Origin of the sequence: Streptomyces sp. NPDC057428 (genome assembly GCF_042803195.1) — a bacterium.
Taxonomy (GTDB): domain Bacteria; phylum Actinomycetota; class Actinomycetes; order Streptomycetales; family Streptomycetaceae; genus Streptomyces.
The window spans coordinates 13,051-29,584 of record NZ_JBHVCT010000078.1 but is presented as its reverse complement, the minus strand read 5'-3'; the positions used below and the strand labels follow the sequence as shown (position 1 = coordinate 29,584).

14 protein-coding genes are annotated in these 16,534 nt (G+C 70.2%); all 14 read right to left on the bottom strand.

Annotated features, from left to right (window positions below; translation table 11 throughout):
* Positions 1-65 precede the first annotated feature (65 nt).
* Complete coding sequence (locus ACFU5K_RS24725; protein WP_384065372.1) at positions 66-1,253, bottom strand: DivIVA domain-containing protein; 1,188 nt, start codon at positions 1,251-1,253, stop codon at positions 66-68.
* Positions 1,254-1,302: 49 nt separating this feature from the next.
* Positions 1,303-1,599, bottom strand: a complete 297-nt coding sequence (locus tag ACFU5K_RS24720; RefSeq protein WP_384065370.1) for a YggT family protein — start codon at positions 1,597-1,599, stop codon at positions 1,303-1,305.
* Between the two features lie 69 nt (positions 1,600-1,668).
* Positions 1,669-2,280 carry a cell division protein SepF gene (locus tag ACFU5K_RS24715; RefSeq protein ID WP_384065368.1) on the bottom strand — a complete coding sequence of 204 codons (612 nt, stop codon included), beginning with the start codon at positions 2,278-2,280 and terminating at the stop codon, positions 1,669-1,671.
* Between the two features lie 127 nt (positions 2,281-2,407).
* A complete protein-coding gene (locus tag ACFU5K_RS24710) occupies positions 2,408-3,127 on the bottom strand; it encodes a YggS family pyridoxal phosphate-dependent enzyme (protein ID WP_384065366.1) in 720 nt (239 codons plus the stop codon).
* Positions 3,128-3,130: 3 nt separating this feature from the next.
* Positions 3,131-3,865, bottom strand: coding sequence for a peptidoglycan editing factor PgeF (gene pgeF, locus ACFU5K_RS24705; protein WP_384065364.1), 735 nt, complete (start codon positions 3,863-3,865; stop codon positions 3,131-3,133).
* Between the two features lie 17 nt (positions 3,866-3,882).
* Positions 3,883-5,097 carry a cell division protein FtsZ gene (gene ftsZ / locus ACFU5K_RS24700; protein WP_327119488.1) on the bottom strand — a complete coding sequence of 405 codons (1,215 nt, stop codon included), beginning with the start codon at positions 5,095-5,097 and terminating at the stop codon, positions 3,883-3,885.
* A 276-nt stretch (positions 5,098-5,373) separates the two neighbouring features.
* Complete coding sequence (locus tag ACFU5K_RS24695) at positions 5,374-6,168, bottom strand: cell division protein FtsQ/DivIB (protein WP_384065361.1); 795 nt, start codon at positions 6,166-6,168, stop codon at positions 5,374-5,376.
* A 49-nt stretch (positions 6,169-6,217) separates the two neighbouring features.
* Positions 6,218-7,312, bottom strand: a complete 1,095-nt coding sequence (gene murG, locus ACFU5K_RS24690; protein ID WP_384065359.1) for an undecaprenyldiphospho-muramoylpentapeptide beta-N-acetylglucosaminyltransferase — start codon at positions 7,310-7,312, stop codon at positions 6,218-6,220.
* Between the two features lie 6 nt (positions 7,313-7,318).
* A complete protein-coding gene (gene ftsW, locus ACFU5K_RS24685; protein WP_384065358.1) occupies positions 7,319-8,779 on the bottom strand; it encodes a putative lipid II flippase FtsW in 1,461 nt (486 codons plus the stop codon).
* Positions 8,780-8,894: 115 nt separating this feature from the next.
* Positions 8,895-10,337, bottom strand: a complete 1,443-nt coding sequence (gene murD / locus ACFU5K_RS24680) for a UDP-N-acetylmuramoyl-L-alanine--D-glutamate ligase (protein ID WP_384065356.1) — start codon at positions 10,335-10,337, stop codon at positions 8,895-8,897.
* A complete protein-coding gene (mraY, locus tag ACFU5K_RS24675; protein ID WP_327119482.1) occupies positions 10,319-11,389 on the bottom strand; it encodes a phospho-N-acetylmuramoyl-pentapeptide-transferase in 1,071 nt (356 codons plus the stop codon). Before mraY ends, murD begins: the two co-directional genes overlap by 19 nt.
* Positions 11,386-12,804 (bottom strand): UDP-N-acetylmuramoyl-tripeptide--D-alanyl-D-alanine ligase, encoded by a 1,419-nt coding sequence (murF, locus tag ACFU5K_RS24670; protein ID WP_384065353.1) that lies wholly within the window; start codon positions 12,802-12,804, stop codon positions 11,386-11,388. The genes mraY and murF overlap by 4 nt, the downstream gene beginning before the upstream one ends.
* Before the next feature lie 4 nt (positions 12,805-12,808).
* Positions 12,809-14,530 (bottom strand): UDP-N-acetylmuramoyl-L-alanyl-D-glutamate--2,6-diaminopimelate ligase, encoded by a 1,722-nt coding sequence (locus ACFU5K_RS24665; protein ID WP_384065351.1) that lies wholly within the window; start codon positions 14,528-14,530, stop codon positions 12,809-12,811.
* Positions 14,531-14,545: 15 nt separating this feature from the next.
* On the bottom strand, positions 14,546-16,531 hold the full coding sequence (locus ACFU5K_RS24660; protein WP_384065349.1) for a peptidoglycan D,D-transpeptidase FtsI family protein: 1,986 nt from the start codon (positions 16,529-16,531) through the stop codon (positions 14,546-14,548).
* Positions 16,532-16,534: the final 3 nt, after the last annotated feature.

The window sequence follows — 16,534 nt, the reverse complement described above, 5'->3', positions numbered from 1 at the left end:
CGGGGAAACCCCGGGGCCCGGCCCTTTGCCTGCCGACGGCTACGCGCTCAGCGAGCGCGTACCGATCAGTTGTCGTCCTCGTCGATCAGGAACCCGCGCATCGGCGACGGGGCCTGCTGCATCGGCTGCGGCGCCTGCGGCCGCACCGGTGCCATCGGCTGCGTCATCGCGGGCGACATCTGCTGCTGGCCGCCACCGTACGACGGGCCACCGCCCATCGACTGCTGGCCGCCGCCCATCTGCTGGTTGCCGTGGCCACCGTGGTTGCCGCCCATGGTGTGTCCCATGGCACCCGCACCGGCCGGGGCCAGCGAGGGCGACGGCGGCAGCGAAGCGGCGGCGGGCGTCCGCGGCGGAGCCAGCGAGTCGTCGGCCTGGGTCTCCAGCTGACGCAGCTGGCTCTCCAGGTAGGACTTCAGACGGGTCCGGTACTCGCGCTCGAAGCCGCGCAGGTCCTCGACCTTGCGCTCCAGCGTCGCGCGGGCCGACTCCAGCGAGCCCATCGCCACGCGGTGCTTCTCCTGCGCGTCCCGCTCGAGGGCGTCCGCCTTGGCGCGGGCGTCACGCTCGAGGCCCTCGGCGCGGCTGCGCGCCTCGCCGACGATCTTGTTGGCCTCGGAACGTGCCTCCGCGATCGCCTGGTCGGCGGTCTGCTGAGCGAGGGAGAGGACTCGGGCGGCGCTGTCGCCACCGGGGCCCTGACCGGGCTGCTGCATCTGCTGCATCTGCTGTTGCTGCTGCTGCTGCTGCTGCTGCTGCTGCTGCATCTGCTGCTGCTGCTGCGGGTGACCGCCCATGGGACCGCCCATCGGGCCACCCATCGGACCGCCCTGCATGGGGCCGGGGCCGTGCGGGCCCTGCGGACCCGGGCCGTGGCCGCCCTGGGGACCGTGGCCACTGGGACCGGCAGGCAGCTGCGGAGCACCACCGGGCAGCTGGGGGGGACCCATCTGCGGGGGCTGCTGCTGCTGTACCGGCGGACCAGATATGGCAGCGGGCACGGGTGCGCCGGGCCGGTCCTGCTGCTCCGGCGGCTTGCGCATTCCCTGCTGCTGGTTGTTCTGCTGGTTCTGCGATGCCGCGCGCGTGGCGGCGGCCAGCTTGGCGCGCAGGTCCTCGTTCTCACGAAGCAGACGTGTCAGCTCCGATTCGACCTCGTCGAGGAAGGCATCGACCTCGTCCTCGTCATAGCCTTCTCGGAGGCGGACGGTCGTGAACTGCTTGTTCCGCACGTCCTCGGGGGTCAGCGGCATCTCTTCTTCACCTCTACGTAGTCGTCGGCAGTCGGCAAGACCGTATCGTTCACACGCCGCTCGCAAGCTTGCCCACGATGCTGAGCAGAATGTAGACGATGATCATCAGAACGAAGAAGGACAGGTCAAGTGCCACGCCCCCGAGACGCAACGGTGGTATGAACCGCCGCAGAAGCTTCAGCGGTGGATCGGTGACAGTGTAAGTGCCCTCGAGAACGACCACCATCGGCTTGCCTGGCTGCCATGAACGTGCGAACTGGAAGACGTAGTCCATGATCAGCCGGAAGATCAGCACGATGAGGAAACACATCAGCGCGATATAGACCACATCCAGTGCGACGCCCATGTCCCGCGGTTCCCTCTCCCCTGGCTCTCGTAGCCCCGGCCACCCGGCCGGTGTTTGTTCCCTGTTTTCTCAGCTCTGGTTGAAGAACCCGCCCTCTGCGATGCGGGCCTTGTCCTCCGCCGTGACATCGACGTTAGCAGGCGACAACAGGAACACCTTCTGCGTCACTCGTTCAATGCTGCCATGAAGACCGAAGACGAGTCCCGCGGCAAAGTCGACAAGTCGTTTCGCGTCCGTGTCGTCCATCTCCGTGAGATTCATGATCACCGGAGTGCCCTCACGGAAGTGTTCCCCGATGGTACGGGCCTCGTTGTAGGTCCTGGGGTGCAGCGTGGTGATCCGGTAGGGCTCACGCTCGGACACGACCTTGGGCATGATCACCGGTGCGTTCTTCTCCATGTTCGGGCGTTCAGGTGTGATGGATGCCACGGGTGCGATTCGGGCGGGTCGTCCGCTTTCCGCCGGGAGCTGAACCGGCTCCCGAGGTGCGGGGGGCTGTACCGCTCGTACCGGTTCGTCCCGTTCCCGCTCCACCTGGTGCGGGGGCTGGTGCCGCCGCCGGTCCCGCTCTGGCTCCGGCTCGGGTTCGAATTCGTCGTCGGGGTCGAACCCCGGACCGTCGTACCCATCGTCCTCCACGAGGCCGAGGTAGACCGCCATCTTGCGCATCGCGCCGGCCATGCTCCGAGTCCTCCGCTCTGTGGTGGATCGGCATTCGTGTCACCAAGTGCCCGAGATCCACTCCGGCCTGCCCGCCAGAAGCGGGAATGACCATATTTTCTGCTGTGGTCCGACTTGCTTCGCGACGTTACCCGAGCCGGGGTCGGACTCCGAGCACCGCCGTACCGACGCGTACATGTGTCGCTCCGGCCGCGACGGCGTCCTCGAGATCCGCACTCATCCCAGCGGACACCATGTTCGCAGCCGGATGCTTCCCGCGCAGGCTTGATGAGAATTCCATCAGGCGGTCGAACGCCGCCCGTTGCCGGCCCGCGTAGGGACCGGCCAGCGGAGCCACGGTCATCAGGCCGTCGAGCCTGAGTCCTCGCGCTGCCTCCACCGCGGCGGCCAACTCCTCGACCGCGTCCGGTGCGACACCGCCCCGGTCACCTCGTGCGCCGCTCTCGGCGTCCAGGGCGACCTGGATCAGGCAGCCGAGCTCACGCCCTTCCCTGTCGGCGGCCGACGAGAGTGCGGTGACGAGCTTCATCCGGTCCACCGACTGGACCACGTCCGCGTAACCGGCCACGGAACGGACCTTGTTGGTCTGGAGCTGCCCGACGAAGTGCCAGGTGAGCCCCAGATCCGCACACGCGGCCGCTTTCGGTGCCGCGTCCTGGTCACGGTTCTCGGCGACGTGACGCACGCCGAGCCCGTGCAGGATGCGCACATCGCTCGCGGGGTACGTCTTGGTGACCACGATGAGGGTCACCTCTTCCCGCTCCCGGCCGGCCGAGGCGCAGGCCGAGGCAATGCGTTCCTCCACCTGTGCCAGGTTCGCCGCGAGTTGAGCCCTGCGATCCGTCATGCCCTATCCGTCCAACCAGACATATCCGGCGAGCCGACCCGTGGTGCGGTCTCGGCGGTACGAGAAGTGGTCGCCGGACTCCAGGGTGCAGAACGGCGAGCTGTGCCGGTCGCCGACGCCGAGCTCCTCGAGCTGGGCGTGGACTCCGGCCGTGACGTCGACCGCTGGTGTTCCCCAACTGGTCCTGGACCACGCCGCCGGGACTGCCCCGGCGACATCGGCACGCATCTGCTCCGGCACCTCGTAGCACCGTCCGCAGACGGCCGGTCCGGTGTGCGCGACGATGCGGGACGGTTCCGCGCCGAGTGCGGTCATGGCCTCGACCGCGGCCGGGACGACTCCCGCGACCAGGCCGGGCCTTCCCGCGTGGGCGGCCGCGACCACACCGGCCGTGGGGTCGGCGAGCAGTACGGGCGTGCAGTCGGCGGTGAGCACCGCGAGCGCGAGTCCGCGCCGCGCCGTCACGACCGCGTCCACGGCCGGGATCTCCGAGGCTTCGCCCCAGGGGCCGTCGACGACTGCCACGTCCCGCCCGTGCACCTGGTTCATCCAGACGACGCCGGCCGGGTCGAGACCCAGAGAACGGGCCGCGCGTTCACGGTTCGTGCGGACGGCGGCGGGGTCGTCGCCGACCGCGCCGCCGAGGTTGAGCTCCGCGTACGGAGCGGCGCTCACTCCGCCCCACCTGTCGGTGAAGGCGAAATGGGCGCCGCCCGTCGAGGACTCCGCGGTCTTCACCGCGTCGTGCGGACCTATCACTTCAAGAAGTCCGGTACGTCCAGCTCTTCGGCCTGGCTGTCCTGGTAGGGACGGGCCGTGGGCACGTGCGGCGGGGAGGCCGGCGGAAGCGAGCTCTCGTTCGCCACCGGTACCGGCTCGGCCGGCGCCTTGGGCTCCTCGCGCGGCGGCACGGAACCCAGGCCGCCCGTCGGACGGGCCGGCTCGGCGGTCCGGGCCGGCGGTGCCGGCTCCTCGCGCTTGCCGGCGCCCGCTCCGAGGACGGTCTCCCGGCGGGCCGGCGGCTGTCCGCCGTCGAAGCCCGCGGCGATGACGGTGACCCGCACCTCGTCGCCCAGTGCGTCGTCGATGACCGCACCGAAGATGATGTTCGCCTCGGGGTGGGCCGCCTCGCTCACCAGCTGGGCTGCCTCGTTGATCTCGAAGAGACCGAGGTCGCTGCCACCGGAGATGGAGAGCAGGACACCGCGGGCGCCGTCGATGGACGCCTCGAGGAGCGGCGAGGAGATCGCCATCTCCGCCGCGGCGACCGCACGGTCGTCGCCGCGCGCCGATCCGATGCCCATGAGTGCCGATCCGGCCTCGGACATGACCGACTTGACGTCGGCGAAGTCGAGGTTGATCAGCCCCGGGGTCGTGATGAGGTCGGTGATGCCCTGGACACCCGAGAGCAGCACCTGGTCGGCCGACTTGAACGCGTCGAGCACGCTGACCTGGCGGTCCGAGATGGACAGCAGCCGGTCGTTGGGAATGACGATGAGGGTGTCGACCTCTTCGCGGAGTTCGGCGATGCCGTCCTCCGCCTGGTTCGCGCGCCGCCGGCCCTCGAAGGTGAACGGGCGGGTGACCACGCCGATCGTCAGGGCGCCCAGCGAACGGGCGATGTTGGCGACGACGGGTGCGCCGCCGGTGCCGGTGCCGCCGCCTTCTCCGGCGGTGACGAAGACCATGTCGGCCCCCTTGAGGACCTCCTCGATCTCCTCACGGTGGTCCTCTGCCGCCTTACGACCGACGGCCGGGTTCGCCCCGGCGCCGAGGCCGCGGGTGAGTTCACGGCCGACGTCGAGCTTGACGTCGGCGTCGCTCATCAACAGTGCTTGCGCATCGGTGTTGATCGCGATGAACTCGACGCCCTTGAGACCGACCTCGATCATTCGGTTGATGGCATTGACACCACCGCCGCCGACACCGATGACCTTGATGACTGCGAGGTAGTTCTGCGGTGCTGCCACGTCGAAGGCCTCTCGCCTCGAGTTACGTGTCGTCGCTTCGCGGTAGTCCCGCCGCGACGACGGATGCCGATTGGGTCGGTCCGAACGCCGACCCAAACCCTAACGTTGAAGTTTAGGGTTACCAGTGTGTCTGCTTCTTGGACTCTTCCGAACAGGACACTAAGTCGACAAGTGGCGCACGTTCAACGAACACGCCGAACCTCCCGTCTTTCTTTTCACCCTATGTGATCACCCGTAGCGCTGACCAACCAGGGGGCTGGCCAGGCCTAACGTGCGTCAACTCTTGGACGCGGCAGGCGCGGTGGGAGCACTGACGTCGAAGTGTCCCGCTTTGGGAGCGGCTTTCATGAGAGCGGTGAGTACCCGCGCCTTCACGGGCCCCTCCTCACTACTGCCCCACATCACAGTGCGTTCACGGGTCAGTTCCAGGACGACCGAGTCGTACGAGGTGATGCGTACGGATTCGGTCTCCCCGGCCACCTGTTCCGGGAGGTCCCCCGCGATGCGGACCGCCTCCCTCAGCAGCCGGTCGACGCCGAACCGGCCCAGGCTCGCCGAGCGTTCGGCTGCCAGTTCCAGCACGGGCACGTGCCGGGGCGCTTCGTCCACGGTGGCGAAGCGCACGCCTTTCGCGTCCACTTCGATGAATTTGTGGCCCTTTTCGACCAGCAGGACCGGCTTCCGTTCGGTCACTTTAAGGGCAATACCGTGCGGCCATGACCGCACGACATCCACCGAGTCGATACGAGGCAGCTTCTGGCGCAACCTGTCCGCGATGGCGCCCGTGTCCACGGAGACCAGGGGATCACCGACCGGAGCCCCCGCGGCGGCCTCGACCTCGGCCCTGGTCAGGACGCCCGTCCCGGTGGTCGTCACCTGCTCCAGGCGCAGCCAGGACGATCCGTAGAGGACCCAGAGGGTGGCAGCCGCGGTCAGCAGTACGCCGACCGCGGCGAGGACCAGTCGCGTACGGCCTGTCAGCCGACGCCCCTCCGGGCTGATGTGGGGCGGGCGGGCCGGGGTGTCGGCCCGCTCGGCCTCGCCGCGCTGTGCGGTCGTCGGTCCGGCCACGCTCGCTCCTTCGCCGGGCCCGGGGCGCACGCCCCGGGCCCGCACCGCCTCACGCCTGGCGGCGTGAGGCAATCGCCTCGTACACCATGCCGACGAGGAGGTCGTCGGCGTCCCGTCGCCCGAATTCCGCGGCCGCACGCGACATCTCGTACAGCCGGTGCGGATCCGAGAGCACCGGCAGGACGTTGTCCTGCACCCACTCGGGGCTCAGCGCCGCGTCGTCCACCAGCAGACCGCCGCCCGCGTTCACCACCGGCTGGGCGTTGAGCCGCTGTTCGCCGTTGCCGATCGGCAACGGGACGTAGGCGGCGGGCAGCCCGACGGCGGTGAGTTCGGCGACGGTCATCGCGCCCGCGCGGCAGAGCATCATGTCGGCAGCGGCGTACGCGAGATCCATCCTGTCCACGTACGGTACCGGGATATACGGCGGCATACCGGGCATGTTGTCGATGCGCGGCAGTTCGTTCTTCGGACCGACCACGTGCAGGATCTGGATCCCCGACCGCTGGAGCAGCGGCGCGATGCGCTGGACGACCTCGTTGAGGTGGCGGGCGCCCTGCGAGCCTCCCGAGACCAGCAGGGTCGGCAGGTTGGGGTCGAGGCCGAAGGCCGCCCGTGCCTCGGGACGTACCCGGGCCCGGTCGAGCGTGGCGATGGTGCGCCGCAGCGGGATGCCGATGTAGCGGGCGCCGCGCAGCTTGCTGTCAGGGGTGGAGACGGCGACCCCGTGGGCGTACCGGGAACCGATCTTGTTGGCCAGACCCGGCCTGGCGTTGGCCTCGTGGACGACGATCGGGACACCCGCGCGCTTGGCCGCGAGGTACCCGGGCAGGGCCACGTAGCCGCCGAACCCGACCACGCAGTCCGCCTTGGTCCGGTCCAGGATCTGCTCGGCCGCCTTGATGGTGCCGCGCAGCCGCCCCGGGACGGTGATCAGTTCGGGCGTGGGCTTGCGCGGCAGCGGTACGGCGGGGATCAGTGCCAGGTCGTACCCCCGCTCCGGTACGAGCCTGGTCTCGAGTCCGCGTTCCGTGCCGAGGGCAGTGATTCCCACGGTCGGGTCCTGCCTCCGCAGGGCGTCTGCGAGGGCAAGCGCGGGCTCGATGTGCCCGGCGGTCCCCCCGCCGGCGAGTACGACATGCACCGAAATTCACCGCTCTCCGGACGGACGCTTCGTGACGCGCCGTCTCATCGTCTTCCATCTGACCCCGGGCCTCCGCATGGCCAGGGCCGCTCTCGCCGAGGGATCCTCCCGCGCGAAGGCGATCATGAGCCCTACCGCGAACATGGTCGGCAGCAGGGCCGAGCCCCCGTAGGAGAACAGCGGGAGCGGGACTCCGGCGATCGGCAACAGACCGAGCACCGCACCGATGTTGATCACGGCCTGCGCCGTGATCCAGGTGGTCACACCTCCCGCTGCGTACCTCACGAAGGGGTCCTCCGTGCGTCCGGCCACGCGGATACCCGCATAGCCTAGAGCCGCGAAGAGGGCCAGCACCGACAGCGTCCCCGCCAGGCCCAGTTCCTCCCCGGTGATGGCGAAGATGAAGTCGGTGTGGGGTTCGGGAAGTTGCCCCCATTTTTCCACACTCGCACCGAGCCCTGAACCGAACCATCCACCGGACGCGAGCGCGTAGATTCCGTGCACCGCCTGCCAGCAGGAGTCCCCGGGCCCGGGCTCGGAGGCGCCGATGCAGCCGAGCCGGGACATCCGGTTGGGGCTGGTCTTGATGAGCACGAAGCCGATGAGGACCGCGAAGCCGAGCACACCGGCGAAGAGCCTGGTGGGGGCGCCCGCCAGCCACAGGAGGCCGAAGAGGATCGCGGTGAGGATGATCGCCGTGCCCATGTCCCCGCCGAGCATGATCAGCCCGAGGAGCATGAAGGCGACGGGGACGAGCGGCACCAGCATGTGCTTCCACTGCGCCAGCAGCCGCTTGTCCTGCTTGCGGGCGAGCAGATCGGCCCCCCACAGGATGAGGGCGAGCTTGCCGAACTCGCTGGGCTGGAGCTGGAAGGGGCCCCCGAGGTAGATCCAGTTCTGGTTGCCGTTGACCGACATCCCTATCCCCGGCACCTGCACCAGGACCATCAGGAAGACCGTGCCCATGAGCAGCGGGTAGGCCAGCGCCCGGTGGAGCTTGACGGGCATCCTGGAGGCCAGCAGCATCAGCCCGGCCCCGATCACGGCGGCGATGAACTGCTTACGGAAGAAGTACGTGCTGGGCCTGGACAGCTCCAGCGCCTTGATGCTCGAGGCGGAGTAGACCATGACGAGGCCGAGGACGGTGATCAGCATCCCGGCACCGAGGATCAGGTAGTACGCCGTCAGAGGGCGGTCCCAGGCCCTCCGTGCCCGCTCGAACATCCGGCGCACACTGTTGTCACCACGCGTCCGGGGCGGTGTGCTGCCGCCACGCGCCCCGCCACGGGGCGCCGGGGCCCTCCGGGGGCCGGCGGCGGGCCGGCTCCGCAGAGCGAGCCCTGGGGGCAGTCCCGGGCCCGCGGGCAGCGGTCCGGCGGGCCGCGGCGGGGTGAGCGCACGGCTGGTCGCCGCGTTCGTCCGTGAGCGGTCCGCTCCGCGCGCGGGTGGGCTCTCGTCGGCCGGCATAGTCGCTTCCCCTCCACTGCTCGTGCCCGGGGCTGCGGCCGGGGGCACCCGTGCCCACCTGCGGTGCCGCTCGTGCCCGGTCCTCCGGGAGGGTACGGTGCGGCGGCCGGGCCCGTCAGGCGCTCTCGTCGGCGAGTTGGCGGACCGCGTCCGCGAACGCCTCGCCCCGCTTGTTGTAGTTGACGAACATGTCCATCGAGGCGCAGGCCGGGGCCAGCAGCACGGTGTCGCCCGGCACGGCCAGCCGTGCCGCTTCACGGACCGCCGCGGACATCGCCCCAGTGTCGGTCCGGTCGAGGTCGACCACCGGCACCTCGGGGGCGTGTCGCGCCAGGGCTTCTCGGATCAGCGCCCGGTCGGCGCCCATCAGCACGGCGCCCCTCAGCCGCTTCGCCGCCCCGGTGACCAGTTCGTCGAAGGTGGCGCCCTTGGCGAGACCGCCGGCGATCCAGACGATCGGCTCGTAGGCGGCGAGGGACGCCTCGGCGGCGTGGGTGTTGGTGGCCTTGGAGTCGTCGATGTACGTGACCCCGCCCACGTCGGCCACGTGCTCGATGCGGTGGGCGTCCGGGCGGAAGGCCCGCAGTCCGTCCCGTACGGCGGCGGGCTCCACTCCGTAGGCGCGGGCGAGCGCCGCAGCCGCCAGGGCGTTGGCGATGTTGTGCGGGGCCGGCGGGTTCACGTCGCCGACCTCGGCGAGTTCCTGGGCCTGCTTCTGCCGGTTGGCGACGAAGGCCCGGTCGACGAGGATGCCGTCGACCACGCCGAGCTGGGAGGGCCCGGGCGTGCCGAGGGTGAATCCGATCGCGCGGCAGCCCTCCTCGACGTCGGCCTCGCGTACGAGGTCCTCCGTCGCCCCGTCCTGCGCGTTGTAGACGCAGGCGACGGTGTTGCCCTCGAAGACCCGGCCCTTGTCGGCGGCGTAGCCCTCCATGGAGCCGTGCCAGTCGAGGTGGTCCGGGGCCAGGTTGAGCACGGCCGCCGAGTGGGCGCGCAGCGAGGGCGCCCAGTGCAGCTGGTAGCTGGAGAGCTCGACGGCGAGTACGTCGTACTCCTCGTCGCCGAGCACCGCGTCCAGCAGGGAGACGCCGATGTTGCCGACCGCGGCGGTGCGCAGACCGGCAGCCTCCAGGATCGAGGCGAGCATCCGCACGGTCGTGGTCTTGCCGTTGGTGCCGGTGACCGCGAGCCAGGGTGCCGGTTCCCGGCCGTCCCGGCCCCGCAGCCGCCAGGCGAGCTCGACGTCGCCCCACACGGGGACGCCCGCCCCGGCGGCCGCCAGGAAGAGCGGCTTGCCCGGCTTCCATCCGGGGGCCGTGACGACGAGCTCGGTGGACTCGGGCAGGGTGTCGCCGTCCCCGAGGCGCACGGTGATGCCGAGCGCCTCCAGTTCGGCGGCCTCGGCGCGGGAGCGCTCGTCGTCGCCGTCGTTCACGACGGTGACGAGGGCACCCCGCTCGTGCAGGGCGCGGGCGGCGGGAACACCGCTGACCCCGAGCCCGGCGACGGTGACGCGCTTGCCCTGCCAGTCCACATCGCTCACTTCTTTGCTGCCCATCCCGCGTAGAAGAGGCCGAGGCCGACGATCACGCACATGCCCTGGATGATCCAGAAGCGGACCACCACGAGGACTTCGGACCACCCCTTGAGTTCGAAGTGGTGCTGGAGCGGCGCCATCCGGAAGACCCGCTTGCCGGTCATCTTGAACGAGCCGACCTGGATGACCACGGACATCGTGATCATCACGAAGAGGCCGCCGAGGAGGGCAAGCAGGAACTCAGTGCGGGAGCAGATGGCCAGACCGGCCAGCGCGCCGCCGAGTGCGAGGGAGCCCGTATCACCCATGAAGATCTTCGCGGGCGAGGTGTTCCACCACAGGAAGCCGAAGCAGGCGCCCATCAGCGCCGAGGCGACGACCGCGAGGTCGAGTGGGTCTCTGACCTCGAAACACGCCTGGGGGTTGGTCAGGGTGGTGGCGTTGGCGCAGGACTCCTGGAACTGCCACAGGCCGATGAAGGTGTACGCGCCGAAGACCATCACGGACGCACCGGTGGCGAGGCCGTCCAGACCGTCCGTCAGGTTCACGCCGTTCGACATCGCGAGGATCATGAACAGGGCCCAGACGCAGAAGAGCACCGGGCCGATCGACCAGCCGAAGTCCTCGACGAACGAGAGCCGTGTCGAGGCGGGGGTGTTGCCGCGGGCGTCCGCGAACTGGAGCGAGAGCACCGCGAAGGCGATGCCGACGATCAGCTGGCCGGCCATCTTGGCCTTGGCCCGCAGACCCAGCGAGCGCTGCTTCACGATCTTGATGTAGTCGTCGAGGAAGCCGACGAGGCCCATCCCGGCCATCAGGAACAGCACGAGGACACCGGAGAAGCGCATCTCCTCGCCGGTGATCACCTTCGCCAGGACGTACGCGATGATCGTCGCCAGGATGAAGGCGATACCACCCATGGTGGGCGTGCCCTTTTTGCTGCCGTGGGTACGCGGGCCGTCGTCCCGGATGAACTGCCCGTAGCCCTTGCGGGCCAGAAGTTTGATCAGCAGCGGTGTGCCGACCAGAGTCAGGAAGAGCCCTATGGCCCCTGCGAAGAGGATCTGTCTCATCGGACGGCGACCTCGCCCTCGGTCGTCTCGAGCAGAGCCATGGCGACCTTCTCCAGGCCGACCGACCGGGACGCCTTCACCAGCACGACGTCTCCCGGGCGCAGTTCACTGCGCAACAGGTCGACGGCCGCCTGTGCGTCGGACACGTGCACCGACTCCTCACCCCACGAACCCTCGTTATATGCGCCCAGTTGCAGCCAGGAGGCTTCTTTTCCCCCGACAGCGACGAGCTTGCTGACGTTGAGCCGGACGGCGAGCCGTCCGACCGCGTCGTGCTCGGCGAGCGACGCGTCACCGAGCTCGGCCATCTGACCGAGCACCGCCCACGTGCGCCCCCCTCCCGCTTGTCGGGCCTTGCCCATGGCGGCCAGCGCACGGAGTGCGGCTTTCATGGATTCGGGGTTCGCGTTGTAGGCGTCATTGACGACCGTCACACCGTCCGGACGCTCGGTGACCTCCATGCGCCAGCGGGAGAGGGTGCCCGCTCCGGAGAGCGCCTCGGCGATCTCAGTCACGGACATGCCCAACTCATGGGCGACGGCGGCCGCGGCGAGCGCGTTCGACACGTGGTGCTCACCGTACAGGCGCAAGGTCACGTCGCTGCACCCGGTAGGTGTGTGGAGCGCGAAAGCGGGGCGGCCGTCGTCCGTGAGCCGCACGTTCTCTCCCCGTACGTCCGCTTCCGGGGCCTCTCCGAAAAGGATCACCCGGGCTTTTGTACGGGAGGCCATCGCCCGCACCAGCGGGTCGTCGGCGTTGAGGACCGCGACACCGTCCTCCGGGAGGACCTCGACGAGCTCGCCCTTGGCCTGGGCGATCGCCTCGCGGCTGCCGAACTCCCCGATGTGGGCGCTGCCCACGTTGAGGACCAGGCCGATCCGGGGTGGTGTCAGACCGGCGAGGTAGTGGATGTGACCGACGCCCCGCGCGCCCATCTCGAGTACGAGGTGGCGCGTTTCGGCGGTTGCGCGCAGAGCGGTGAGCGGCAGGCCGATCTCGTTGTTGAGCGACCCCGGGGTCCACACGGTGGCCGCTTTGTGCTCCAGTAGCTGGGCGATGAGGTCCTTCGTGGACGTCTTGCCCGCCGAACCCGTGAGCGCGACGACGGTGGTGCCGAGGCGCTCCACGACGGCGCGTGCGAGCGCTCCGAGTGCCGCCACGACGTCGTCGACGACGATCGCCGGGACACCGACGGGGCGGGCGGCGAGCACGGCTGCCGCGCCCGCTTCGACGGCACGTTCCGCGTAGTCGTGGCCGTCGACGCGCTCGCCCGCGAACGCGGCGAACAGGGAGCCCTGCCGTACCTCCCGGGAGTCGATGACGACGGGGCCGGTGATGGTGACGGAGCTGTCCGGGACGTCGTGCGGCTGCCCGCCGACGATTCCGGCGATCTCGGCGAGGGAAAGGGCGATCACTTGGTCATCCCTGACTGTTGTTCTCGTGGGTGTGTGCGCGGGCTCCGGGGGCCGGCGTGCGCCCCAGGGAACGCTCGATGGCCTCGCGCAGGATCTTGCGGTCGTCGAAGGGGCGTACCACTCCGTGGATGTCCTGGCCCTGCTCGTGGCCCTTTCCGGCCACCAGCACGGTGTCTCCGGGCTCGGCGCGGGCGACCGCCGCGGCGATGGCCGCGGCACGGTCGGCGTCCACGAGCACGTCGCCGCGTTCGTGGACGGGTACCTCGGCGGCGCCGGAGAGCATGGCGGCGAGAATCGCGAGCGGGTCCTCGGAACGGGGGTTGTCCGAGGTCAGTACGGCGGTGTCGGCGAGCCGTGCCGCCGCGGCGCCCATCGGGCCCCGCTTGGTCGTGTCACGGTCGCCGCCACAGCCGAGCACGATGTGCACCCGGCCCTCGGTCACCTTCTGCAGGGAGCGCAGGACGGACTCGACGGCGTCGGTCTTGTGCGCGTAGTCCACGACCGCGAGGTACGGCTGACCGGCGTCCACGCGCTCCAGCCGGCCCGGGACGCCGGGGACGGCGGCGACGCCGTCGGCGGCGATCTGCGGGTCGACGCCCGCGACGGCCAGCGTCACGATCGCGGCCAGGGTGTTGGCCACGTTGAACGGGCCGGGCAGCGGTGCCCGGGCCGTGACGCGCTCACCCTTGGGACCGATCACGGTCAAGGTGCTGTCCTGGGGGCCGACTTCGACGCCCTCGGCCCGCCAGTCGGCGTCCGGGTGGCCCTCCGCCGAGAAGGTGACGACCGGGATGGACGCCTCGTCGACCAGCCTGCGGCCGTACTCGTCGTCGAAGTTGACCACGCCGAGCTTGCTGCGCTCCGGGGTGAACAGCTGCGCCTTGGCCTGGAAGTAGTCCTCCATGCCGGAGTGGAACTCCATGTGCTCCGGGCTGAGGTTGTTGAACACGGCGACGTCGAAGACGCAGCCGTCGACCCGGCCGAGGACCAGGGCGTGGCTGGAGACCTCCATCGCGACCGCCTCGACGCCCCGTTCGCGCATGACGGCGAAGAGGGCCTGCAGGTCGGTGGCCTCGGGGGTGGTGCGCTCCGACTTGATGCGCTCGTCGCCGATCCGCATCTCCACGGTGCCGATCAGCCCGGTGCTGCGTCCGGCGCCGCGCAGGCCGCCCTCGACGAGGTAGGCCGTGGTGGTCTTGCCGGAGGTACCGGTGATGCCGATCTGGAGCAGGCCGACGCCCGGCCGGCCGTAGATCTCGGCGGCGATGTCGCCCATCCGGCCGCGCGGGTTCTCGGTGACGAGGACCGGGAGGCCGGTGGCGGCGGCGCGCTCGGCGCCCGACGGGTCGGTGAGGATCGCGGCCGCGCCCAGGCCCGCGGCCTGGGCCGCGAAGTCGGCGCCGTGGAGGCGGGCACCGGGCAGGGCCGCGTACACGTCCCCCGGACGTACCGCCCGGGAGTCGTGGGTGATGCCGGTGACCTCTCCGGCATCCTGCGGTCCGGCACCGAGCCGGGCTGCCAGCTCTCCGAGGGACGTCGGCCGGAGCCGGTCCGGTCGGGGCGCTCCCGGGTAGTTCACAGGCGCGTCCTTCTGAGTGGTTTGGAACTGATCAGCGTGGGGCACGGCGGTGAGCGTACCGGGCGGACCCGGCCTCTCGCGAAGTGAGGGGCCGGGGTTGCGGAACTTCTCGTTCCGGTTCCCGGGATCAGGGGTGATCGTCGTCACTGAGGGTTCCCCGACTCACTCGCCGGGTTTGAAGGAGACCGGAAGCCTGGCGGGATCGCTGCCGGACGGTGCGGTCTGGAGGGTCTTGAGTGCGAACTCCATGACCTTCTTGTAGATCGGGCCGCAGATCTGGCCGCCGAAGTAGCTCCCCCGGGTGGGGTTCTGGATGGCGCAGTAGACGGCGATCTGCGGGTCGTCGGCGGGGGCGAACCCCGCGAAGGAGGCGGTGTAGCCCTTGTAGATGCCGCGCACGGGATCCACACGGTTGGCCGTGCCCGTCTTGCCCGCGACCCGGTAGCCCTGGATGTGCGCCTTGGCCCCGGTGCCCTCCCGGTCGTCCACCACGGACTCGAGCATCTTCGCCAGGGTCGCGGCCGTCTTCTCGCTCACCACCCGGGTGCGTTTCGGGGCCGCCGCGGCCGTGTAGTGCCCTTCGCCGTCCTTGCTCCCGCGCACCAGGGTCGGCTCGATCCGGACCCCGCCGTTGGCGATGGTCTGGTAGACCGACGCGGCCTGCATGGCGTTCAGCGAGAGCCCCTGGCCGAACGGGATCGTGAACTGCTGGGAGGTCGACCAGTCCTGCGGCTTGGCGAGGATGCCCGGCGACTCGCCCGGGTAGTCGAGGCCCGTGGTGCTGCCGATGCCGAACTTGCGCAGGTAGGAGTGCAGGACCTTGTTGGCTTCGGCCTGGGTCTTCCCGAGCTGCCCGGTGGCCAGGATGGTGCCGATGTTGCTCGATTTCGCGAGTACGCCGTTGAGCGTGAGGTACCAGGTGGGGTGGTCGATGTCGTCCCTGAAGAGCCGGTCCCCGCGGTGCAGCCGGTTGGGCACCGTCACGTGCGTACCGGGCGTGGCGGCCCCCTCCTCCAGAACCGCGGCCATCGACATGACCTTGCTGGTCGAGCCGGGCTCGTAGACGTCCTGGAGCGCCGCGTTGCCCAGGGCGGCGGAGTTGCTCCGCGTGAGGTCGTTGGGGTCGTAGCCGGGGGCGTTGGCCATGGCCAGGACCTCGCCGGTCCTGGTGTTCTGGACGATCACGTAGCCGCGGTCCGCCTTCGACTTCTCGACCTGGTCCGCCATGGCCCGCTGGGCGGCCCACTGGATGTCACGGTCGATCGTCAGTTCGACGTCGGTGCCGGCGACGGCGGGGATCTCCTTGGAGCCCGCTGTCGGTACGGGCCGGCCGCCGGCCTGGGCGTACCGGATCTTGCCGTCCTCACCCTGGAGCCGCTTGTTCAGCTGTGCCTCCAGGCCCCCGCCGCCCTTGCCCTCGGCGTTCACGAAACCCAGTATCCCGGCGGCGAGATCTCCGTTCGGGTAGACCCGCTTGGTCGTGGGTTCCTGGAGGACCCCGGCCAGCACGTTCGCACCGGGACCGCCCTTGGCCCTGTCCTCGGCGGCCTTCTCCGCGAAGGCCGCCTTGAGGTCCTTGATCTGCTTCCAGACCTGCGGGGTCTGCCGCCGCGCCAGGACCGTGTAGCGGCTCCTGGGGGTCGACAGCTTCTTCGTCAGCTCGGCGGCGTCCTCGTCGAGGATCGGGGCGAGGAGCGCCGCCGCCTGCTGCGGCGCGTCCGGGGCCTTGCTGTCCTCGGGGGTGAAGAGCTTCGGGTCGGCGGTGATGTCGTGCGCGTCCACGCTGGTGGCCAGGGCGATACCGCTGCGGTCGGTGATCTCACCCCGTTCGGCGGCGATCGTGTACTCGAGGTAGCGGTTCTTCTGGGCCATGGCCGAGTAGGCACCCGCGTCCACGGCCTGGACCTGGAGAAGCCGTACGACGAACGCCAGCATCACCAGGGTGAGACAGAGGCTGATCAGGCGTAGCCGGGGCCGTGGGCTGCCGAGGCGGATGGACTGCTGGGAGCCCCCCCGCTTCGTTCCGGCCGGGCGCCGGGTGCGTCGCGCCTCGGGGCGTACGGCCGGGCGCGGACGGCCGGATCCGGCCGCGTTGCGGGCGCGGGCGGGGCCGGGCACGCGGCGGCGCGGCGGTTCCTTGGACGGCACTGC

Coding starts and splice junctions, on each gene's coding strand:
- ACFU5K_RS24710 (WP_384065366.1), bottom strand. CDS start 3,127: ATGACGGATCGCAGGGCTCAACTCGCGGCGAACCTGGCACAGGTGGAG.
- ACFU5K_RS24715 (WP_384065368.1), bottom strand. CDS start 2,280: ATGGCCGGCGCGATGCGCAAGATGGCGGTCTACCTCGGCCTCGTGGAG.
- ACFU5K_RS24720 (WP_384065370.1), bottom strand. CDS start 1,599: ATGGGCGTCGCACTGGATGTGGTCTATATCGCGCTGATGTGTTTCCTC.
- mraY (WP_327119482.1), bottom strand. CDS start 11,389: ATGAGACAGATCCTCTTCGCAGGGGCCATAGGGCTCTTCCTGACTCTG.
- ACFU5K_RS24725 (WP_384065372.1), bottom strand. CDS start 1,253: ATGCCGCTGACCCCCGAGGACGTGCGGAACAAGCAGTTCACGACCGTC.
- murD (WP_384065356.1), bottom strand. CDS start 10,337: ATGGGCAGCAAAGAAGTGAGCGATGTGGACTGGCAGGGCAAGCGCGTC.
- ftsW (WP_384065358.1), bottom strand. CDS start 8,779: ATGCCGGCCGACGAGAGCCCACCCGCGCGCGGAGCGGACCGCTCACGG.